This is a genomic window from Peribacillus sp. NPDC096540 (assembly GCF_050278525.1).
In the GTDB taxonomy this organism is placed as follows: Bacteria; Bacillota; Bacilli; order Bacillales; family DSM-1321; genus Peribacillus.
The window spans coordinates 190,545-211,584 of the sequence record NZ_JBNNTG010000003.1; the positions used below are offsets into that span (position 1 = coordinate 190,545).

Below are 21,040 nucleotides of genomic sequence, written 5' to 3' on the forward strand. Positions count from 1 at the left end.
ATCATTACAGGATGATCGGCATATATTTTATTGAAAGTGGTGTATACAGGAGGATTGTCAAAATGGAAACGATTCTTTCTTTTTTACCGAAAAAATTATATGAGCAGCTCCGGGGTATGACACCGATGATGATTGAAAAAATGGAAGAGTTGAGAATTCGGATTGGAAGGCCTCTAGAGGTCATTGTAGGGGGGGACCCTTTCTTCTTTTCATACGAAGTGACCCATTCGGATGCCGAGCAATTATTGAATCAGATTGGTCAATTTTCATTATATACCCTTGAGGAAGAATTAAAGCGAGGATATATAACTATAGCAGGTGGACATCGTGTTGGTCTTGCAGGAAAGGTAATTCTTGAAAATGGGGCGGTCAAAGCGATAAGGGATATTTCCTCCTTCAATATTCGGATAGCACGCGAAAAAATAGGTGCAGCGGAACCGCTCACTTCTTATTTATATAATGGCGAATGGCAGCATACTTTGTTAATCGGTGCTCCACAAACAGGAAAAACGACGATATTACGTGATATTGCAAGGATGATATCTAGTGGAAATGAAAAAAGAGGTATTGCCCCTCAAAAGGTGGGAATTGTGGACGAGCGATCAGAAATTGCGGGAAGTGTTCATGGAGTACCACAGCTCGAATTTGGAACAAGGGTGGATGTGCTTGATGGATGTCCTAAAGCGGAAGGAATGATGATGATGATCCGTTCTATGTCTCCGGATGTGTTAGTCGTAGATGAAATTGGTCGCGCAGAGGATACACAAGCAGTACTAGAGGCCGTAAACGCCGGTATTAAACTTGTGATAACTACACATGGTCATACTTTGGATGAAATTAAAAAACGGCCCTTTTTCGCCGAAATCTTAAGACAAAACATTTTTGAACGGTTTATAGAATTGCAAAGAAGTAAATCTGGTAAGCGGAGCTACAATGTTCTCGACTCAGCGGGCCTCCCTTTATATATGGGTGAAAGTGTGAATCCTCATGTTTAAGTTAATAGGAGCAGCAATTATAATCTTAGCCACAACATGGGCAGGCTTTGAAGCTGCAAAAAAATTAAGTATGCGGCCTCGTCAACTGAGACAGTTAAAAGTCGCCATGCAATCTCTAGAGGCTGAAATAATGTATGGTCATACACCGTTGAAAGAAGCGGCCCAGAAACTATCCAAGCAGATGCCCAAACCTTTATCCTTATTTTTTGATATATTTGCGAATCGACTTGAATCAGGTGAAACCACTGTAAAAGATGCATGGGATGAAAGTTTGAAGAAAATATGGCAGTCCCTTTCCTTAAAGCAGGGAGAGTTCGAAATTCTTTCACAGTTTGGTGAGACGCTAGGAAAAAGTGATAAATATCATCAGCAAAAACAAATTATGCTAACGATGGCACACTTGGAACGGGAAGAGAGCGATGCACTAGACAGGCAGGGGAAATATGAAAAGATGATGAAAAGCCTTGGTTTTTTATCGGGATTATTACTAATCATTTTGCTGATGTAGGAATAAGTGGGGGGAATGAAAATGGGCATTGATGTGGACATCATATTTAAAATAGCTGGTGTTGGACTGGTAGTGGCATTTCTTCACACGATACTCGATCAAGTTGGAAAGAAAGAATATGCCCAGTGGGTAACGCTTTTTGGATTTATTTATATTTTATTCATGGTAGCTTCTGTTGTAGAGGATTTATTCCAAAAAATTAAATCAGTATTCCTATTTCAGTAAGGGGGGATTCGCGATTGAAATCATAAAAATCGTGGGCATTGCCCTAGTTGCCACTTTTTTGGCTCTAATCGTCAAGGAGCAAAAACCTAATTTCGCTTTCCTGCTTGTTGTTTTTGTAGGTTGCTCGATTTTTCTTTTTTTAGCAGATAAAATATACGAAATCATCTTAATGTTAGAAAAAATTGCGGTAAATGCAAATGTAAATACCGTATATTTGGAGACTATCTTGAAAATAATCGGAATCGCCTATATCGCTGAATTTGCCTCCCAAATTACAAAGGATGCAGGGCAGGGATCACTCGCTTCCAAAATAGAATTGAGCGGAAAAATCTTGATTCTGGCGATGGCAATACCGATTTTAACCGTCATTATTGAAACGATTATACAGATGCTCCCAAGTTGATGGACTATTCCTACTAGTCAATGAGGTGAAAGTATGAAGCAGCGGATGCCTTACTTATCCATTCTATTCGTTTTACTCTTTTTTTTGCATACATCTGTTGGACAAGCTGCCGAAAATGGTGAAAGTGGAGAAATCGAACAAGAGCCAATTATGCAGTCTGAATTGGTACAAGGTCAAATAGAGAGGCTCGGCGTTGATGAGCTCAAGAAATATTGGGATGACATTGTCACGGAATATGGAGGGTTCTTACCTGAAAGTCAGAAAGGAAGTTTCATGGATTTTGTAAGCGGAGATAAGAAATTTTCATTTGATCAATGGGTAAAAGGGATTACAAAGTTCGTTTTTCATGAACTGCTAGTGAATGGAAAGCTCCTAGGATCACTCATTTTATTGACCGTGTTCAGCATGTTTCTGCAAACTCTGCAGAATGCGTTCGAGCAAAGCTCGGTGAGTAAGGTCGCTTATGCAATCGTTTATATGGTATTAATCATTTTAGCGTTGAACAGCTTTCATGTGGCAATTGAATATACAAAAGATACGATAGATTTGATGATTTCCTTTTTAATGGCGCTCGTCCCTTTGCTATTAGCTTTAATAGCAGCTTCTGGAGGACTTGTATCTGCAGCGTTTTTTCATCCTGTCTTAATGTTTTTAATGAATACCAGTGGCATCTTGATACAATATATCGTCTTACCCTTATTATTCTTTGCAGCAATTTTAAGTATAGTCAGCACTCTGACCGATCATTACAAAGTGACTCAGCTTGCTCAATTGCTCCGTAACTTTGCAATCGGAATTCTGGGTGCTTTTATGACAATTTTTCTTGGTGTTATATCCGTTCAAGGAGCATCGTCCGCTGTTGCAGACGGAGTGACAATCAGGACGGCGAAATTTGTGACAGGCAACTTTATACCCGTAATAGGGCGCATGTTTACTGATGCTACCGATACTGTCATCAGTGCATCCGTTCTTTTAAAAAATACAGTGGGGTTGTCAGGAGTCATTATCCTCCTGCTTATTACTACATTCCCAGCTATAAAAATCTTAATGATCTCCTTTGTTTATAAACTAGCGGCGAGTCTTTTGCAGCCTCTTGGTGGAGGGCCTGTAATAAAATGTCTTGACGTTATAAGTAAAAGCATGATTTATATTTTCGCAGCATTGGCCATTGTTTCACTTATGTTCTTTTTAAGTATCACAGTAATTATAGCCTCTGGAAACATTACACTGATGGTTCGTTAGAAAGGAGGAGGGCTTGGTGAGTTTTTTAGCTGGCTGGGTATCCAATATTATCATATTTGTATTGCTGGCTACTGTAATCGATATGCTTCTTCCCACTTCAGCTTTACAGAAATATGCCAAAATGGTAATCGGCCTTTTACTGATTGCGATTATCATTACTCCTATATTGGGATTATTCAATAAGGATTTCGACGAAATTCTGTCTGCGGCTACAAGTGAATTTGAAAATCAGAAAAAAAAAGATTTAGGAAATTTGACAGAAATGAAGAAAAAAGAAATACAAGCTACCCAGGGTGCATATATTTTAAAACAAATGGCTGTTGACTTACAGGCAGAAGTAGAAGAGGAGCTGATGGTGGATTATAACATGAAGATTAGTTCAATTGATGTAGGAGTCAAGAATGAGGAAGAACCGAGCCCTGATGATTTGCAAAACATAACCATATCATTGGAAAAGGCAGAAGGGAAAGAAGAATCGGGGATAGAGGCAGTAGCGAAGGTTGATATCAATGCAGAGAAACCATCCTCTTCGAATGATGCCAATCTGGATGCTGTAAAAAGGTTTCTGGCAACAAGTTGGTCCGTTGATGAAGAGATCATTGAAATCGCCGGGGAAAGGAAGTGACTGAGTATTGAACAAAGACAAAGGTCCATTATCCTGGCTGCAAAAACTATTAAATAAAGACCCTGACCAAAAAGAGCCTAAGGAAAAAAAACCTTCCATGTATGTCTATGCTCTAATAGTTGTCCTTTTGGGAGCGGGAATTATGATGGCCGGGAATTTGTTAACCACCAACCAGACGGGACAAACACCTGAAGTGAAGACTGTATTCAATAATGATAAACAGGACGATGAAGGGGATGTTGAAACATTCGGCCAGAAGAAATCCGAATTCAAGACGACAAAAGATTATGAAATATATCTTCAGAATGAAATGAAGGAAGCGCTTGAATCCATCGCAGGCGTCCAGGATGTAAAAGTCGTAATCTATGTGGATGCATCCGAGAAAAAAGTATATGAAAGAAATAAAGTCACTCAAAAACAAGTAACTGAAGAAACAGACAAGGAAGGCGGTAAAAGAACGGTTGAAGACTCGTCTGTTGATGAACAGCTCGTTTTGGTCAAAAGCGGTGAAAAAGAAGGACCAATCATTTCAGAAACAAAAAAACCTAGTGTACGAGGGGTCCTAGTGGTCGCAAAAGGGGCCGATAATATTCAAATAAAGAAGTGGATTATCGAAGCCGTCACTCGTTCACTTGATGTACCAAGTCACCGGGTATCTGTTATGCCTAAAAAATAAGGGGGAAAATCTACATGCTATTAAAAAAACAAACCGTTTGGTTATTGACTATGCTAAGTCTGGTAGTGGTACTGTCTGTCTATTATTTAACAGCTCCTGAAGAGAATGCTGCTGATATGACGGCAACTGAACAGACAGAAAGTAAAACAGAGGGTAAAATGGAAAGCAAAACAGAGGGTAAAATGGAAAGTAAAACAGAAAGTAAAACAGAAAGCAAGGGAGAAAATAAAAGTGGTAAAGAAACCTCTTCTAAGAATGCTGCTGGTTCTTCTGTAACTATAGCATCAGGCGACGAGTTCGAATCATTAAGGATGCAGATTGAAGATGAACGGGCGAAGTTGAATGAAGAATTGACTGTGAAGATGGGCAATACAGAACTATCCGCTGAGGAAAGAGAAGAGGCATATGCGAAAATCGAACAATTAAGCGAGACGAAAGTAAAGGAAAATATCATCGAAAACCTAATTGTGGCCATGGATTATAATGCCGCACTCGTGCGAGTCGATGGAACGGATGTAAAAGTGAGTGTCAAAGCTGATAAACAAACGAAAACAGAGGCAAATAACATTATACGCCTCGTACGTAAAGAAGTGAATGATGCTCAAAATGTAGTTGTGGATTTCCAACCAGAAAAGTAATCACACATTCTACAAAAAAAGCTGATACACAACAGTTTATTAATGAAAAAAATTAGAAGGTCCTCTTTTTTTAGTAGAAAAGGACTTTTTTTTTTGCTTTTTTCCAGGTGTAAAATTATAGGAAAACTTTGGGGGAAAAGGTTTTTTGTTTCAATAGATACCAGTAATTCAAATAGAAATAGTGATATTGAACATTCGTAATATTCTAGAAAAGTAATTAGTGTAAATTTTTAGCTGATTTTCTTAGGGGATTTGGTAAAATAGACTAGAAAACGCTTACAATTTTAAAATAAATAATATTCACAATTTTATTTTAAAGGTGTAATATAGGAGTATCGATATCAAGTTGCAACTTTGCAACTAATCTATCATTGAATTTTTATAAGCTAATATTGTATGATGTTAGAAGCTGGTCATAAACTTTTCAGTCTTCTAAAGAAAACAATATTTTAAGAAAGTGAAATTTCTGTTATAATACAGATGAGGTATTTATTCGGTCATTCGCTTTCTGGTTTAGAAAGCGGCTTCATTGTGAAGAATTGGACAAGGTATGGACAAGCTAAAGTGAAAAGGTACATAAAATATTGCCTCAAAAAATTTATATCAAATTAGACAAGGGGTGCCACAAATGAAAGTGCAAGAAATTCGTGAAATTATTAAGCTAGTCGATCAATCTAATATTAGTGAATTCGTTTATGAAAATGAAGGAACAAAAATTAAACTAAAGAAACCTGAAACAGAATCAGTAGGACACCCAGCAGCAGCTCCAGAAGTTGTTCAAGCTAAAGCAGCAGTTGAAGTTAAGCCTGCAGCAGCTCCTGCCCCTGCAGCGCCAATAGCTGTTGAAGCAGTTAAGCCAACTGCTGCTGTCACTGATCAAGAAAACTTACATAAAATCACTTCTCCAATGGTGGGAACTTTCTACCAAGCTCCATCTCCGGATGCTGCTGCATACGTGAAAGCAGGGGATAAAGTAACAGCAGATTCTATTGTTTGTATCGTAGAAGCTATGAAACTTTTCAATGAGATTGAAGCCGAAGTAAGCGGTGAAATTGTAGAAGTTCTTGTAAAAGAAGGCCAACTTGTAGAATATGGTCAACCATTATTTTTAGTAAAGCCTGAATGAGGAGCTGTTTCTAAATGATCAAAAAGGTATTAATTGCCAATCGTGGGGAAATTGCAGTCCGAATTATCCGGGCATGCAAGGAGTTAGGTATTGAAACTGTAGCGGTCTATTCAGAAGCCGACAAAGAAGCATTACATGTTCAAATTGCCGACGAAGCTTATTGCATCGGTCCTAAATTATCAAAAGACAGTTATTTAAATACAACGAACATTATCAGCACAGCCAAGAAAACAGGATCAGATGCCATTCACCCTGGTTATGGATTCCTTGCCGAAAATGCTGACTTTGCAGAGCTTTGCCGAGAATGTAATATCATATTCATCGGTCCTAGCCCCGAAGCAATCAATAAAATGGGGACAAAGGACGTAGCAAGGGAAACCATGCGCATAGCCGGTGTACCGATTGTTCCTGGCTCTAAAGGAATTATTAAAGATACAGATGAGGGTGTAGCCCTTGCTAATAAAATGGGCTATCCCGTCATCATAAAAGCTACAGCCGGTGGCGGCGGTAAAGGTATCCGGGTCGCTAGAACGGAAGAAGATCTTATTAAAGGCATTAACATCACGCAACAAGAAGCTGCTACAGCTTTTGGAAATCCAGGCGTGTATATTGAAAAATTCATTGAAGACTTCCGTCACGTTGAAATCCAAGTCATGGCTGATAATCATGGGAATGCAATCCATTTAGGAGAGCGTGATTGTACGGTACAACGACGTTTGCAAAAACTGGTTGAAGAAACTCCTTCTCCTGCACTTGACGGTGAAACTCGTGCGGAAATGGGGCAGGCTGCAGTTACGGCTGCCCTTGCTGTTAACTACTCTGGTGCTGGTACAGTTGAATTTATTTATGACTATGTGAATAGAAAATACTATTTTATGGAAATGAATACACGTATCCAGGTTGAGCATCCAGTTACAGAAATGGTCACAGGTGTAGATTTGATTAAAGAACAAATCAAAGTTGCTTCAGGTGACAAACTTTCTCTTTCACAAGAAGATGTTACATTTAACGGTTGGTCAATCGAATGCCGGATCAATGCGGAAAATCCGGAGAAAAACTTTATGCCTTCTGCCGGTAAAATTCAAATGTATTTACCGCCAGGTGGCTACGGAGTACGTGTTGATTCTGCAGCATATCCTGGGTATTCGATACCGCCATATTACGATTCTATGATTGCTAAATTAATTGTCCATGCACCGACAAGGGAAGAGGCAATTGAAAAAATGAAACGTGCTTTAGGTGAGTTTGTCATTGAAGGGATCAATACTACAATTCCTTTCCATATTAAGTTACTTCAGCATGACCAATTTGTTTCTGGAGAATTTAATACCAAATTCCTTGAAATATATGATGTAATGAACTCATAATGTAAAGGAAGACAGGAGGTGCTTTGAATGAGTGAAATGGAAGGCCAATTACTCGAAATGAATGATTACAATAGTGGACTAGGCAGAGTGGAGATTGCGCCTGAGGTGATAGAGGTAATCGCGGGTATAGCTGCATCGGAAGTTGAAGGTGTCGCACATATGCGCGGGAATTTTGCTACAGGCGTAGTTGAAAAGCTTGGCAAAAAGAACCACGGTAAAGGTGTTAAAGTTGACTTAACTGGAGAAACAATTAAAGTCGAGCTTTATTGTGTCATGAAATTTGGTGTGTCTATTCCGAAAGTTGCGCAGGAAGTACAAGACAACATTCGTGAAGCTTTATTAAATATGACCGCTATCGACGCGGGCGAAGTGAACATTCATGTTGTAGGTATAGCATTTGAAAACGCAAAACAGGAAGCGGATTACGAACAAGAAATGTAATTAGCATCATTCAACTTACACCTGCAAAAACCCGGCAAAGGCCGGGTTTTTGTTTTTTTTATTTTTACCCCATCGATTACGTTCGTATAAAAAGCCTGCTTATAATATTACGTTAAATGAACATAATAAGGCGGTGTCTGGAAGTTTCCCTTTAATTCAAGGGTGATTTCTGTTAGAGTGTAAAAGATGAAATATGAGCATGAAAGCTAGACAAGAGCTTTTTGACACTTTCGAAATGTATACATCTCTGTTGTAAATTAAACATATATAAGGTTTTCAATTTAACTAAAAAGCACTTTGGAAGAAATGTAATGAATAATAGGTGAGTGAAGGTCTTTTGACCTTAATATTAGTGAAATTCAGCTTAATCTGTAAAAAATACAGCAAAAATCTTAATATTTTCGAAAAAAAGTTATTTAATGTTCGTTTGTTCTAGCATTTTCATATATAATAGTAGATGTTAAAGGAGTAAGATTATGAAAAGAAGAGTAGCCCGTGAAAAATCCCTTCAAGCACTATATCAGATAGATATCGCCAAGTCAGATGCAGAAGAAGCAATGGAAAGCGTTCTGAATGGCGCTCCTACTGATGAATATTTCAAAAAATTAGTTACTGGGATTACGGAAAATCGTGAACAACTTGATGGAATGATCAGGGACAATTTAGAGAACTGGACGTTAGAAAGATTAGCGAACATTGATCGGAATTTACTGCGTATCGCGGTTTATGAAATGGTTCACAGTGAAGATGTTCCTGTAAGTGTTGCTATGAATGAAGCTATTGAAATTGCTAAGAAATTCGGTGATGATCAATCGAGCAGCTTTGTGAATGCCGTTTTATCCAAGGTTAAGGTGAAAATCGGGTAATAAAGCAGCTACCCCGAAAAAAGGGTAATCTCAGCAATTTCTTTAGCAAAATTAATTAACTTGGGAGGAAATACTACACATGTCAGCTCAAAACATTAATGGTAAAGAAATTGCAGAGGCAGTCAGACAGGAAATCAGTAAGGAAGTACAACAATTACGTGAAAAAAATATCGTACCAGGTTTGGCAGTTATTTTAGTCGGTGACAATCAGGCTTCACAAACCTATGTGCGCAATAAGCAAAAAGCCTGTGAGGACTTAGGAATGCATTCTGTATTGATTAAAAAGCCTGCAGATTTAACTCAGGAGGAATTAATTCAGAACATTGATGAATTAAACCAGGATGATAGCATTCACGGTATCTTGGTGCAGCTACCATTGCCTGGACATATTCAGGAAAAAGCGATCATTGAAGCGATTTCCCCTGAAAAGGATGTTGATGGATTCCACCCTATTAATATTGGGCGAATGATGACGGGGCAGGATGCATTTTTACCATGTACGCCTTATGGGGTCATGGTAATGCTTGAGTATATTGGCTATGAACTTGAAGGTAAGCATGTGGTCATAGTAGGGAGAAGCAATATCGTTGGTAAACCGGCCGGTCAATTGTTCTTAAATGCGGATGCAACTGTTACATACTGTCATTCAAAAACAAAGGACCTTGCTTATTATACGAAGCAGGCTGATGTGGTTGTTGCAGCTGTCGGAAGAAGAAACACAATTACGAGCGACCATATTAAAGAAGGTGCAGTCGTCATTGATGTCGGAATGAACAGGAATGATGAAGGGAAGCTTTGCGGCGATGTTGCGTATGAAGAAGTGAAAAATAAAGCTGCATACATTACTCCTGTACCTAAAGGGGTTGGTCCCATGACGATCACAATGCTAATGAAGAATACAGTCAAATCTGCTCAAAAAACACTTAACTTGAACAAACAAGTACTAAAAAGTTAAAAAAAACGCTAAATTATTTTAAAGAAGCGGACCTCTTGTTTTATAATAACGAGAGACCGCTTTTTTTCTATTCATAGATTTACGAAAGTTTTAAGTGTAACCTATAGGTGAGCTTTCTTATATCCGATTATTGTCGGAAGGAGATATTATATGAGCAACCAACAATATTTGAGTGTATCGGCTTTAACAAAGTACATTAAAAGGAAGTTTGATGCCGATCCTCATTTGCAAAATGTATACATAAAAGGTGAAATTTCTAATTTCAAACAACATACAAGTGGCCATATGTACTTTACTTTGAAAGACGAGAAGGCTCGCTTGCTTTCCGTTATGTTTGCTGCTAATAACAAAGGGATGAAATTCCTTCCCGAAAATGGGATGAAGGTACTTGTTAAGGGCGACATTTCATTATATGAAGCGAGTGGACAGTATCAGCTTTATGTGAAGAGCATGGCTCCTGATGGTGTTGGGGACCTGTACCTTGCATATGAACAGTTAAAGAAAAAGCTAGAAGCAGCAGGCTTGTTTTCGGCAGAACATAAGAAGACGATTCCACTATACCCTAAGTCAGTGGGAGTCATAACATCTCCAACAGGTGCTGCACTGAGGGATATTTTAACAACCATTAAGCGCCGTTATCCAATTGCAAAAATCATCATTTATCCAGCTCTTGTTCAAGGGAATAATGCCGCTAAATCGGTTGCCCAGGCGATCTCGGTGGCTAACTCGAGGGCTGAAAGCGATGTACTGATTGTCGGAAGGGGCGGCGGTTCCATCGAGGAGCTCTGGGCCTTTAATGAGGAGATAGTAGCTGAATCAATTTATGATTCGGATATACCAATTATTTCAGCTGTTGGACACGAAACAGATTTTACAATTGCGGATTTTGTAGCAGATATGCGGGCACCGACTCCTACAGGGGCAGCGGAGCTTGCGGTACCTCATCTGAATGAAATACTTGAACGGCTGATGAACCGTAAGAATCGTTTGACGCGTTCCATCCAGGAAACGGTGAATTTTGAACGTACCCGCTTGACTAGGATGGAAAGATCTTATGCTTTCCGCTATCCACACAAAATGTATGAGCAGAAACTTGAACAGCTTGACAAGACTTTGGACAGGTTAGGGAAGACAAGCACCCGGTATTTCATGAAAAAGAGAGATGAGCTAAATAAGGTGACCGATATTCTGAAAAAGCTGCACCCTGAACAGGCTGTGAAAAATTCAAAAGATGAGTTGCATCAGCAAGAAAAAGAATTACGTCGGGCCATGGAAGCCATCTATCGTCAAAAGTCACAGCAGTTTGTTCATATCACTGCAACCTTGTCTGCCCTCAGTCCACTAAAGATTATGGAACGGGGCTATGGGCTAGTCTTTGCTGAGGATGAAACATTAATAAAAAGTACACAGCAAGTATCCAAAGGGGATAAGATAGCTGTTTCAATAAAAGATGGAACCCTTGAATGTGAAATTAAAGAAATAAAGGAGCGAATTGAACCATGACAAAGAAACAAGAAGTTACATTTGAAGAAGCAATGGAGAATCTCGAAAAAATTGTAGAGCAGTTGGAAGAAGGGGACGTGCCTCTCGAAAAAGCGATTTCCATATATAAACAAGGGATGGATTTATCCCGACTTTGTCATTCGAAGTTGAAGACTGTTGAAGATCAATTGACTCAAATTTTACGCGAAGATGGGGAACTTGAAACCTTCGCTGTACAGGAGGAAGAATAATATGAGTACGGCGTCATTTGAAACGTTTTCAAAAGAATATAAAGCTGTAATAGAGAGAGAAATCGTTGAATATGTAAATAAGCTTGAAGCTCCAGCTGTTGTCAAAGAAGCGATGACTTATTCATTGGAAGCAGGAGGAAAAAGGATTCGTCCCTTGTTGGTTTTTGCGGTTTTAGATGCGTTTGGAAAAAATTTACAAACAGGGATACCTGCGGCTGCAGCCATTGAAATGATTCATACATATTCATTGATTCATGATGACCTTCCAGCGATGGATGACGATGATCTTCGACGTGGAAAACCTACGAATCATAAAGTCTTCGGTGAGGCGGTAGCTGTCCTGGCAGGGGATGCATTGCTTACATACAGTTTTCAATTGGTGACGGATATGATTGACCCTGAAGTGACTGCGGAAATGAAGTTGAACTTAATTAGTGAAATTGCTAAATCTGCTGGCGCTGAAGGGATGGTTGGAGGTCAAGTCGCCGATATGGAAGGTGAAGGTAAACAATTGACCCTTAATGAATTAGAATATATTCATGAGCATAAAACGGGGAAGCTACTGACTGCTAGTATCATTTCAGGTGCCATATTAGCTGGAGCAAATAACGAACAGCATCAGCATTTACGTGATTTTGCCTACCATCTAGGACTTGCTTTTCAAATTCGGGATGATATTCTGGATATTGAAGGATCAGTAGAGTTAATTGGTAAGCCAGTTGGCAGCGATGAAGGCAATCATAAAAGCACATATCCTTCTTTACTTACACTTGATGGTGCTAAGGAGAAGTTGGATTATCATATTAAACTTGCCCATACGGCTTTAGGAAAAACAAATTTACAAACAAGTTTATTAAACGAACTAACCGATTTAATTGCGACCCGAGACCATTGAGTGTGGCTAAATTTGTTATCAAATGAGGTTTTATGGTATACTCATTGTGCAAAAATACGTGAAGATAAAGATGAATTTTTTAGTTGCGATACATGATAAAATAGGTAAAAATAAGCCGCCGAAATCACCTGGGTGTTGGCGGCTATTTTTACCTTATAACGAATTTTTCGGTCAAGTCTTCTATATAGCACTCTTTTATGAGGCTTTGTTTATGCTTTCAACCGAAAATGACAGAAAGTGAGTGGTCCAGTTTGGATCTTCTATCTATAAAAGACCCTTCTTTTTTGAAGAATATGAATAATGAAGAACTTGTCGAATTAAGTGTCGAAATTCGGAAGTTTCTTGTAGAAAAATTATCGGTAACCGGCGGGCATATTGGGCCGAATTTAGGCGTAGTCGAATTGACAATAGCGTTGCACAAAGAATTTGATAGCCCGAAGGATAAAATATTATGGGATGTAGGACATCAATCATATGTTCATAAAATCCTGACAGGAAGAGCAGGAGAGTTTGATACTTTAAAGAAGTATAAAGGTCTTTGCGGGTTTCCTAAAATGATTGAAAGTCCTCATGATGTATGGGAAACCGGACACAGTTCTACTTCCCTTTCAGCTGCTATGGGAATGGCAGCTGCTCGTGATATTAAGGGAGAGAAAAGTTTTATTTTACCTGTAATTGGTGATGGAGCGCTTACAGGGGGAATGGCACTTGAAGCCTTGAATCACATCGGTGATGAGAAAAAGGACATGATTGTTATCTTAAATGATAATGAAATGTCAATTGCACCTAATGTCGGTGCCTTACACACGATATTGGGAAGATTACGGACAGCAGGTAAATATAATTGGGCAAAAGACGAGTTGGAACTGCTTTTGAAAAAAATTCCTGCAGTTGGTGGGAAACTTGCAGCTACTGCTGAACGCTTGAAGGACAGTATGAAGTATTTATTGGTCTCAGGGATCTTTTTTGAAGAACTAGGTTTCACATATCTTGGACCAGTGGATGGTCATAATTATGAAGAACTGTTAGAGAATTTAAGGTATGCCAAGAAAACAAAAGGACCAGTCCTGTTACATGTCATCACGAAAAAAGGTAAGGGCTATTCTCCCGCTGAGTTGGATACAACAGGGAATTGGCATGGGACAGGCCCATACAAGATTGAAACAGGTGATTTCGTTAAATCCCCTAGTAAAGGTCCTGCTTGGAGTGCCCTTGTAAGTGATACTGTAAGCAGACTTGCACGCGAAGATGAACGGATTGTAGCCATTACACCTGCTATGCCTGTAGGCTCGAAATTGGTAGGGTTTTCTGAGGAATTCCCGGAACGTTTTTATGATGTAGGGATTGCCGAGCAGCATGCGGCAACTTTTGCGGCTGGATTGGCAACGCAGAAAATGAAGCCATTTTTGGCGATTTACTCAACCTTCTTACAAAGAGCATATGACCAGGTGGTACATGATATCTGCCGTCAGAATTTGAATGTCTTTATTGGAATTGATAGGGCTGGCCTTGTTGGTTCTGATGGTGAAACTCATCAAGGCGTTTTCGATATTGCGTTCTTACGCCATATTCCGAATATGGTTTTGATGATGCCCAAAGATGAAAATGAAGGCCAACATATGGTAAATACGGCTTTAAACTATGATGATGGTCCAATTGCTATGCGTTTCCCACGTGGAAATGGTTGGGGAGTTGTAATGGATTCAGAATTACAGCAGATTCCTATCGGCTCATGGGAAGTCCTGAAAGAAGGAACGGATGCCGCCATTTTAACGTTCGGTACAACAATTCCTATGGCACTTGAAGCTGCAGCACTTCTGGAGAAAGAGGATTATTCCGTAAAGGTGATTAATGCTCGATTCATTAAGCCACTGGATGAAAAAATGCTAAGTCGCCTTCTGGGTGAGAAAATGCCTATCTTAACAATAGAAGAAGCAGTCCTTCAAGGTGGCTTTGGTAGTTCTGTACTCGAATATGCTCATGATCAAGGGTTTTATGGTGCGATTATTGATCGGATGGGAATTCCTGACTATTTCATTGAACATGGGAGTGTTGATGAGCTACTTGAAGAAATCGGTTTAACGACTGAGACAGCTATGAAAAAGATTAAAATGATTACACCCAAAAAAGAAAAAAGGGCCTGAAAATATGAAAGTAATGAAAGAAAGATTAGATGTATTACTAGTAGAACAAGGCTTAGCTGAAACGCGTGAAAAAGCTAAGCGTATGGTTATGGCAGGTCTTGTCTACGCAAATGAAGAGAGATACGAAAAGCCGGGGGAAAAAGTACCGGTTGATCTAGAATTAACGATTAAAGGGAAAGTGATGCCTTACGTTTCAAGAGGTGGCCTTAAACTTGAGAAGGCATTAAAAGAATTCGATTTACATGTGAATGGAAAAGTTCTCCTTGATATCGGGTCATCTACTGGAGGCTTTACTGATTGTGCTCTACAAAATGGTGCTGTCATGTCTTATGCGCTTGATGTAGGGTATAATCAACTTGCCTGGAAGCTTAGACAGGATGAGAGGGTTAAAGTAATGGAACGGACCAATTTCCGGTACGTCACGCCAGCCGATCTTGATGGGAAGATGCCAGACTTTGCAAGTATTGATGTTTCTTTTATCTCGCTCACGTTAATTTTACCTGTTCTAAAGACCTTGCTTGTACCCAAAAGCGACGTTGTAGCCCTAGTAAAACCGCAATTCGAGGCTGGGAAAGATCAAGTTGGCAAAAAGGGAATTGTTCGTGAACCCAAAATCCATAAAGAAGTGTTAAATAAAATAATTTCTTTTGCAAAAAAAGAAGGCTACGATATTAAGGATGCCTCCTTTTCTCCTATTACAGGTGGCGATGGAAATATTGAATTTTTGCTTCATTTATATTGGGAAGGGTCGAAAGAAGATGGAGACCTATTGCTCTCAAAAACGGTTGACGACATAGTTGGAGAAGCCCATGCCCAGTTTAAAAAAGCATAAAAAATAGAACTATGTATAGCTCCTTTAGCTGAATGGTTGGCTGAAGGAGTTTTTTCACTTTAGGAAGTGAGAGGCAAAAAGGCCCTCAAATTATAGTGGGAGTGACATTGAAAAATTTAAGAACAGAATATAGACATGTTATGTATTTTAGAGAAAAAGTTGTACAATTGCATAAAAATCCGATAACATTAATATTAGCAACATCCTATGGCATCTATTTGTACGCAAGGGACGTTGTTAGAGGCAAGATAAATGTGTTCATAATGCGGGAAGCAACGCCTGCTAGGTAGCTGCTTAAACGCTTATATAACGGTTACTTACTAATATTAAATAAGCAACAGTCGAGAAGAGGTGCTTTTACTTATGAATAAAGGGCAACGACATATAAAAATCAGGGAAATTATTACGAATAATGATATTGAAACTCAGGATGAGCTTGTTGAAGAACTGAAAATTGCTGGATACAATGTTACTCAGGCTACTGTATCAAGGGATATTAAAGAGCTCCACCTTGTTAAGGTTCCGTTAACGGACGGGAGGTATAAATACAGCTTACCAGCCGACCAACGTTTCAATCCGCTTCAAAAATTAAAGAGAATGCTGATTGATGCTTTTGTTCGCATTGATGCGGCAAATAATTTGCTTGTTATGAAAATGCTCCCCGGTAATGCCCAGGCAATCTGTGCATTAATCGATAATTTAAATTGGCAAGAAATACTCGGAACAATCGGCGGCGATGACACATGTTTAATTATCTGCCGTTCTGAGGAAGACGCGAAGATCATTTCCGGCAAATTCTTGGACATGCTCTAATATTTATGTGAGGTGACCTAGTTTGTTAACAGAACTTTCGATTAGGAATTTTGCGATCATTGACAGCTTGTCTATTTCATTTGAAAAAGGCCTGACTGTATTGACCGGCGAAACAGGGGCAGGGAAATCCATTATCATAGATGCCGTTCATTTATTGGTTGGAGGCCGTGGATCGGCAGAGTTTATTCGACATGGTGAGTCGAAGGCCGAAATAGAAGGGCTATTTCAAATTGAAGATGAGAAACATCCGGTCTTTGCCAAGGCTGAAGAATTTGGCTTGGATATGAATGATGGGATGGCTATCCTCCGAAGAGATATCTCACTCAGCGGCAAGAGCGTCTGCCGGGTAAATGGAAAGCTCGTAACGATTGCAATTTTACGTGAGATAGGACGGACATTGATAGATATACATGGTCAGCATGAACATCAGGAATTAATGGATGAACGACTCCACCTTCCTTTGCTTGACCAGTTCGGCGGCGAAAAAGTTGCTTCAGCTCTTGCCGAATATCAAAAGTTATATAAACGGTATGAAACAGCTTCCAAACAACTGAATAGTTTAAGTCAAAATGAACAGCAAATGGTCCATCGTCTCGATTTAATCCAGTTTCAATTCGATGAAATTCAGAAAGCGGATTTGAAATTACGTGAAGATGAAGAATTAATGGAAGAACGGAAAAAAATTAATAATTTCGAAAAAATCCATGAAGCGCTGCAAACCAGCTATAATGCTTTAAATGGAGAGCAACATGCGATTGATTGGCTTTCCGTGGCCATGAATAACCTGGAAGAAGCAGCGGGTCTCGATGATGGCTTAAAGCATAGCTCGGAAACTGTGTCAAATAGCTACTTTCTTCTCGAAGAAGCGGTCTCGACTATCCGAGATCAGTTAGACTCTTTGGATTATGATACAGAACGAGTGGAATTCATTGAAAGTCGCCTTAATGAAATAAATCAATTAAAACGTAAATACGGACGGACCATCGAGGAAATAATGGAGTATGGTGCTGGGATTGAGGAAGAAGTCGAAAAGCTTCAAAATCGGGAAACCCATATAGCAAAGCTTGAGAAGGAAATAAAATCGATTAAAGCTGATTTAATTGTTGAAGCAAAAAACCTGTCTGAACTTCGGCAAACATTCGCACAGCAGTTAACGAAGAAAATTCATCAGGAATTAAAAGATTTATACATGGAAAAAACAATTTTCGAACCGCATTTTCTTCAAACAGCCTATACTTTCGATGAGTTATCAGATAGGGGAATTACTCAGTCGGGCCTGGATTCCATGGAGTTTTATATATCCACCAATCCTGGAGAGCCGTTAAAACCTCTTTCTAAAATTGCTTCAGGCGGAGAGTTATCTAGGATTATGTTGGCTTTGAAAAGCATTTTCTCCAAACATCAAGGAATTACTTCCATTATATTCGATGAGGTGGATACAGGTGTAAGCGGCAGGGTTGCACAATCTATTGCCGAAAAAATCTATAAAGTGGCAGCGGGCTCCCAGGTACTTTGTATTTCACATTTACCACAGGTCGCGGCAATGGCAGATACCCATTTATTTATTGCAAAAAATGTTAGAGCAGGACGAACGAATACTTCGGTGAAGCCTCTTATAGAAAGCGAAAAAGTAAAAGAAATTGGCAGGATGATCTCTGGTGTCGAGATTACGGATTTAACAAAGCAACATGCCAATGAATTAATTCAGCTTGCCAAAAGGTTGAAAATTACGTCTTGATATGGGCTTCATAAGAGTACTTGCAACTTATCATAAGCATTCATTGTAAAGCTATCCAAAAACGGATAGCTTTTATTTTGTGTCTCTGTTATAAATGACTGTCATGAGGGCTAAATTAAAGGTGTAGCCATAAAGTGTCAGAGAGCGAGGAGAGTGAATGGATTGAAATTTGTATGGATTAACAGAATCATCGGTGGAATTCTCCTTGTTTCGCTATTAACATTAGGGTTATACCAGCCATCTCGTGAATATTTTTTAATTCCAAATCATCTTGTACTATTTGAAGGAAGTCAATATAGTATTTCCAAATCATTACCCGTTTCTGCAAAAGCTTTGGAATCCAGTGATGGGATTTCGCTTCATGATGAGCAAGCTTCAATCACGCTTGGTGCTGAGAAACCAGGTACGAATGAGGTATTACTTGATGTAGCAGGTTTGCCTGCTAAAAAGGTCGATATTAGGGTGTTAAAAGACTTTAAAGTTATGCCCGGAGGCCAATCTATTGGAGTAAAGCTTAATACTCTCGGGGTGCTCGTTGTAGGTCATCATCTAATTGATACTGAGCAGGGAAAGAAATCACCAGGAGAAAAAGCGAAAATTGAAATCGGTGATATTATAACAGAAATCAATGGTCAGACGATAAAGAAGATGGGGGATGTAACCCCTTTTGTTCAGCAGGCAGGTGAAAAGGGAGAAGCGTTAAATCTTGTTATCAACCGCGATAATAAAGTGCTTCATAGTATACTCTTGCCTCTAAAGGATAAGAATGAAGGAACTTACAAATTGGGCCTATATATTCGCGATTCAGCGGCTGGAATTGGGACGATGACTTTTTATCACCCAGATTCGAAAAAATATGGAGCACTGGGGCATGTCATCTCGGATATGGATACAAAAAAGCCGATTGTTGTAGAGAATGGGCAGATTGTTCAATCGACGGTTACGTCCATCGAAAAAGGAAGCAATGGTGACCCGGGAGAAAAATTAGCACGGTTTTCTTCTAACAAAGAAAAAATAGGAAATATTAATCGCAATAGTCCCTTTGGGATTTTCGGGAAGTTAAATCAAGATTTCAAAAATGGAATTAGGGACAAGGCTCTCCCAATAACCCTTTCCCACGAAGTAAAGGAAGGACCAGCAAAAATCCTTACTGTAGTGGATGGTTCTAAAGTAGAGGAATTTGATGTGGAAATAGTCAGTTCCATTCCACAAAAGTTCCCTGCAATTAAAGGAATGGTTTTAAAAGTGACAGATAAAGAATTGCTTCAAAAAACGGGTGGGATCGTTCAAGGTATGAGCGGCAGTCCTATCATACAAAATGGGAAATTAATCGGTGCAGTTACCCATGTATTCGTTAATGATCCTACAAGTGGGTATGGAGTCCATATCGAATGGATGTTAAACGAAGCCGGTATCAATATATACGACAAAGATAATTATGAAAAGGCAAGCTGAAGAGTCTGGGTATCCTTTTGGATGCCCCTTTTTAATTAAATGGGCCATATTGGACCATTCTATCTTCATTTTATAAGGAAAATAATCATGACTTAAAATGATTTCTTCAAAAATTGAGGTTTTTTTGAGTTGATGTGATAAAATGATAACAAAATGAAGATTTTTCGACAATCTGTTTATTCGAATAGCAAACGAAGTCGAAAACAAGAGATATCCGGAGAATAATATTGAATTCCTTATATTTTTTCAAAAATAAAAGGAATTTAGTTTCCATTGTCGAAAAGTTCAATTACAATAGAATTTAGTCATATAGAAAAAAAGACCAATTGTAGTTGAGGAGGAAATCAAGCGTGAAAAAAATTAAGGTGTGCGTTGTAGACGATAATAGAGAACTTGTTGGCCTTCTGGAAGAATACATTTCAGCACAGGAAGACATGGAAGTAATTGGGGTTGCACATAACGGTCAAGATTGTCTGGGTATGTTAGAAAACGTAGATCCGGATATTTTGATTCTCGATATTATCATGCCTCATTTAGATGGGTTAGGTGTGCTTGAAAAACTTCGTGAAGTAAAACGGGGTTCAATGCCTAATGTAATTATGCTTACTGCATTTGGTCAAGAAGATGTTACGAAAAAAGCTGTTGATTTGGGAGCGTCTTATTTTATTCTAAAGCCATTTGATATGGAGAATCTGGCCAATCATATTCGTCAGGTGAGCGGCAAAGGACAGGCTGTATTGAAAAATCATAGTCAGTTTAGTTATCGTCCTCAAAGTGAATCAAAGCCGAAAAACCTGGATGCTAGCATCACTAGCATTATTCACGAAATTGGTGTACCTGCGCATATTAAGGGCTATTTATATTTAAGGGAAGCCATTTCAATGGTGTATAACGATATTGAACTATTAGGATCGATTACAAAGGTTCTATATCCGGACATTGCAAAAAAATACAATACAACCGCCAGCCGTGTTGAACGTGCCATCCGACATGCGATTGAAGTGGCCTGGAGCCGGGGGAATATTGAATCAATTTCATCTTTATTCGGTTATACCGTCAGCATGACTAAGGCAAAACCTACGAATTCCGAGTTCATTGCAATGGTTGCTGATAAGCTTCGTCTTGAACATAAAGCTTCTTGACAGGGGTAGGGGGAGAACCGATTGTTGAGATTTTTATTTAACAATTGACAATGTAAAGGCTAGAGCCGCTAAATATATATAGGAATTCCCCGTCTGGATGATAAGCAGACATGAAGAAGTTGCTTTGTGATTTTTTCTAATCAGCAACTTCATTATTTTTAACGCTGCCGATTACAAAAATTAAGCGCCTTTTATTTATTGGATTTTACAGGAAGAATCCA

At 39.0% G+C, this 21,040-nt stretch carries 22 protein-coding genes; all 22 read left to right on the plus strand.

The window, feature by feature from the left end:
* The first annotated feature begins 62 nt into the window (after positions 1–62).
* A complete protein-coding gene (spoIIIAA, locus tag ACQKMR_RS04830) occupies positions 63–995 on the plus strand; it encodes a stage III sporulation protein AA (RefSeq protein ID WP_427696261.1) in 933 nt (310 codons plus the stop codon).
* Positions 988–1,503 carry a stage III sporulation protein SpoIIIAB gene (gene spoIIIAB, locus ACQKMR_RS04835; protein WP_427696262.1) on the plus strand — a complete coding sequence of 172 codons (516 nt, stop codon included), beginning with the start codon at positions 988–990 and terminating at the stop codon, positions 1,501–1,503. The genes spoIIIAA and spoIIIAB overlap by 8 nt, the downstream gene beginning before the upstream one ends.
* A 21-nt stretch (positions 1,504–1,524) precedes the next feature.
* Positions 1,525–1,728 (plus strand): stage III sporulation protein AC, encoded by a 204-nt coding sequence (gene spoIIIAC, locus ACQKMR_RS04840; protein WP_034308319.1) that lies wholly within the window; start codon positions 1,525–1,527, stop codon positions 1,726–1,728.
* Positions 1,729–1,741: 13 nt separating this feature from the next.
* A complete protein-coding gene (gene spoIIIAD / locus ACQKMR_RS04845) occupies positions 1,742–2,131 on the plus strand; it encodes a stage III sporulation protein AD (protein WP_098176754.1) in 390 nt (129 codons plus the stop codon).
* A 33-nt stretch (positions 2,132–2,164) separates the two neighbouring features.
* Complete coding sequence (gene spoIIIAE / locus ACQKMR_RS04850) at positions 2,165–3,373, plus strand: stage III sporulation protein AE (protein ID WP_427696263.1); 1,209 nt, start codon at positions 2,165–2,167, stop codon at positions 3,371–3,373.
* 16 nt (positions 3,374–3,389) lie between these two features.
* On the plus strand, positions 3,390–3,998 hold the full coding sequence (gene spoIIIAF / locus ACQKMR_RS04855; RefSeq protein ID WP_427696264.1) for a stage III sporulation protein AF: 609 nt from the start codon (positions 3,390–3,392) through the stop codon (positions 3,996–3,998).
* A 7-nt stretch (positions 3,999–4,005) separates the two neighbouring features.
* Positions 4,006–4,674, plus strand: a complete 669-nt coding sequence (gene spoIIIAG / locus ACQKMR_RS04860) for a stage III sporulation protein AG (protein WP_427696265.1) — start codon at positions 4,006–4,008, stop codon at positions 4,672–4,674.
* 14 nt (positions 4,675–4,688) lie between these two features.
* Complete coding sequence (locus tag ACQKMR_RS04865; RefSeq protein WP_427696266.1) at positions 4,689–5,312, plus strand: SpoIIIAH-like family protein; 624 nt, start codon at positions 4,689–4,691, stop codon at positions 5,310–5,312.
* 628 nt (positions 5,313–5,940) lie between these two features.
* On the plus strand, positions 5,941–6,438 hold the full coding sequence (gene accB, locus ACQKMR_RS04870; protein ID WP_427696267.1) for an acetyl-CoA carboxylase biotin carboxyl carrier protein: 498 nt from the start codon (positions 5,941–5,943) through the stop codon (positions 6,436–6,438).
* Between the two features lie 14 nt (positions 6,439–6,452).
* Complete coding sequence (accC, locus tag ACQKMR_RS04875; protein ID WP_427696268.1) at positions 6,453–7,805, plus strand: acetyl-CoA carboxylase biotin carboxylase subunit; 1,353 nt, start codon at positions 6,453–6,455, stop codon at positions 7,803–7,805.
* A 36-nt stretch (positions 7,806–7,841) separates the two neighbouring features.
* Positions 7,842–8,246, plus strand: coding sequence for an Asp23/Gls24 family envelope stress response protein (locus tag ACQKMR_RS04880; RefSeq protein ID WP_427696350.1), 405 nt, complete (start codon positions 7,842–7,844; stop codon positions 8,244–8,246).
* A 476-nt stretch (positions 8,247–8,722) separates the two neighbouring features.
* A complete protein-coding gene (nusB, locus tag ACQKMR_RS04885; protein WP_053346912.1) occupies positions 8,723–9,112 on the plus strand; it encodes a transcription antitermination factor NusB in 390 nt (129 codons plus the stop codon).
* A gap of 79 nt (positions 9,113–9,191) precedes the next feature.
* Positions 9,192–10,067 (plus strand): bifunctional methylenetetrahydrofolate dehydrogenase/methenyltetrahydrofolate cyclohydrolase FolD, encoded by an 876-nt coding sequence (folD, locus tag ACQKMR_RS04890; RefSeq protein ID WP_427696269.1) that lies wholly within the window; start codon positions 9,192–9,194, stop codon positions 10,065–10,067.
* A gap of 150 nt (positions 10,068–10,217) precedes the next feature.
* Positions 10,218–11,570 (plus strand): exodeoxyribonuclease VII large subunit, encoded by a 1,353-nt coding sequence (gene xseA / locus ACQKMR_RS04895; protein WP_427696270.1) that lies wholly within the window; start codon positions 10,218–10,220, stop codon positions 11,568–11,570.
* Positions 11,567–11,800: an exodeoxyribonuclease VII small subunit gene (locus ACQKMR_RS04900; protein ID WP_427696271.1), complete on the plus strand. Its 234-nt coding sequence runs from the start codon at positions 11,567–11,569 to the stop codon at positions 11,798–11,800. Before xseA ends, ACQKMR_RS04900 begins: the two co-directional genes overlap by 4 nt.
* Position 11,801: 1 nt before the next feature.
* Positions 11,802–12,695, plus strand: a complete 894-nt coding sequence (locus ACQKMR_RS04905; protein WP_427696272.1) for a polyprenyl synthetase family protein — start codon at positions 11,802–11,804, stop codon at positions 12,693–12,695.
* A 251-nt stretch (positions 12,696–12,946) separates the two neighbouring features.
* The gene (gene dxs, locus ACQKMR_RS04910) at positions 12,947–14,839 is read left to right on the plus strand and encodes a 1-deoxy-D-xylulose-5-phosphate synthase (RefSeq protein ID WP_427696273.1); all 1,893 of its coding nucleotides are present in this window, start codon (positions 12,947–12,949) and stop codon (positions 14,837–14,839) included.
* 4 nt (positions 14,840–14,843) lie between these two features.
* Complete coding sequence (locus ACQKMR_RS04915) at positions 14,844–15,671, plus strand: TlyA family RNA methyltransferase (protein WP_427696274.1); 828 nt, start codon at positions 14,844–14,846, stop codon at positions 15,669–15,671.
* A 363-nt stretch (positions 15,672–16,034) separates the two neighbouring features.
* A complete protein-coding gene (gene ahrC, locus ACQKMR_RS04920) occupies positions 16,035–16,484 on the plus strand; it encodes a transcriptional regulator AhrC/ArgR (RefSeq protein WP_053346905.1) in 450 nt (149 codons plus the stop codon).
* A gap of 22 nt (positions 16,485–16,506) precedes the next feature.
* On the plus strand, positions 16,507–18,222 hold the full coding sequence (recN, locus tag ACQKMR_RS04925) for a DNA repair protein RecN (RefSeq protein WP_427696275.1): 1,716 nt from the start codon (positions 16,507–16,509) through the stop codon (positions 18,220–18,222).
* 162 nt (positions 18,223–18,384) lie between these two features.
* Complete coding sequence (gene spoIVB, locus ACQKMR_RS04930) at positions 18,385–19,677, plus strand: SpoIVB peptidase (RefSeq protein ID WP_427696276.1); 1,293 nt, start codon at positions 18,385–18,387, stop codon at positions 19,675–19,677.
* 350 nt (positions 19,678–20,027) lie between these two features.
* On the plus strand, positions 20,028–20,819 hold the full coding sequence (gene spo0A, locus ACQKMR_RS04935) for a sporulation transcription factor Spo0A (RefSeq protein ID WP_427696277.1): 792 nt from the start codon (positions 20,028–20,030) through the stop codon (positions 20,817–20,819).
* Positions 20,820–21,040: the final 221 nt, after the last annotated feature.

What these genes read in the sequence shown, in the direction of transcription:
- spoIIIAC (WP_034308319.1), top strand. Translation starts at nt 1,525, where the DNA reads ATGGGCATTGATGTGGACATCATATTTAAAATAGCTGGTGTTGGACTG.
- ACQKMR_RS04900 (WP_427696271.1), top strand. Translation starts at nt 11,567, where the DNA reads ATGACAAAGAAACAAGAAGTTACATTTGAAGAAGCAATGGAGAATCTC.
- spoIIIAB (WP_427696262.1), top strand. Translation starts at nt 988, where the DNA reads ATGTTTAAGTTAATAGGAGCAGCAATTATAATCTTAGCCACAACATGG.
- nusB (WP_053346912.1), top strand. Translation starts at nt 8,723, where the DNA reads ATGAAAAGAAGAGTAGCCCGTGAAAAATCCCTTCAAGCACTATATCAG.
- ACQKMR_RS04865 (WP_427696266.1), top strand. Translation starts at nt 4,689, where the DNA reads ATGCTATTAAAAAAACAAACCGTTTGGTTATTGACTATGCTAAGTCTG.
- folD (WP_427696269.1), top strand. Translation starts at nt 9,192, where the DNA reads ATGTCAGCTCAAAACATTAATGGTAAAGAAATTGCAGAGGCAGTCAGA.
- ACQKMR_RS04880 (WP_427696350.1), top strand. Translation starts at nt 7,842, where the DNA reads ATGGAAGGCCAATTACTCGAAATGAATGATTACAATAGTGGACTAGGC.
- ahrC (WP_053346905.1), top strand. Translation starts at nt 16,035, where the DNA reads ATGAATAAAGGGCAACGACATATAAAAATCAGGGAAATTATTACGAAT.
- ACQKMR_RS04905 (WP_427696272.1), top strand. Translation starts at nt 11,802, where the DNA reads ATGAGTACGGCGTCATTTGAAACGTTTTCAAAAGAATATAAAGCTGTA.
- accC (WP_427696268.1), top strand. Translation starts at nt 6,453, where the DNA reads ATGATCAAAAAGGTATTAATTGCCAATCGTGGGGAAATTGCAGTCCGA.
- accB (WP_427696267.1), top strand. Translation starts at nt 5,941, where the DNA reads ATGAAAGTGCAAGAAATTCGTGAAATTATTAAGCTAGTCGATCAATCT.
- ACQKMR_RS04915 (WP_427696274.1), top strand. Translation starts at nt 14,844, where the DNA reads ATGAAAGTAATGAAAGAAAGATTAGATGTATTACTAGTAGAACAAGGC.
- spoIIIAA (WP_427696261.1), top strand. Translation starts at nt 63, where the DNA reads ATGGAAACGATTCTTTCTTTTTTACCGAAAAAATTATATGAGCAGCTC.
- xseA (WP_427696270.1), top strand. Translation starts at nt 10,218, where the DNA reads ATGAGCAACCAACAATATTTGAGTGTATCGGCTTTAACAAAGTACATT.
- spoIIIAE (WP_427696263.1), top strand. Translation starts at nt 2,165, where the DNA reads ATGAAGCAGCGGATGCCTTACTTATCCATTCTATTCGTTTTACTCTTT.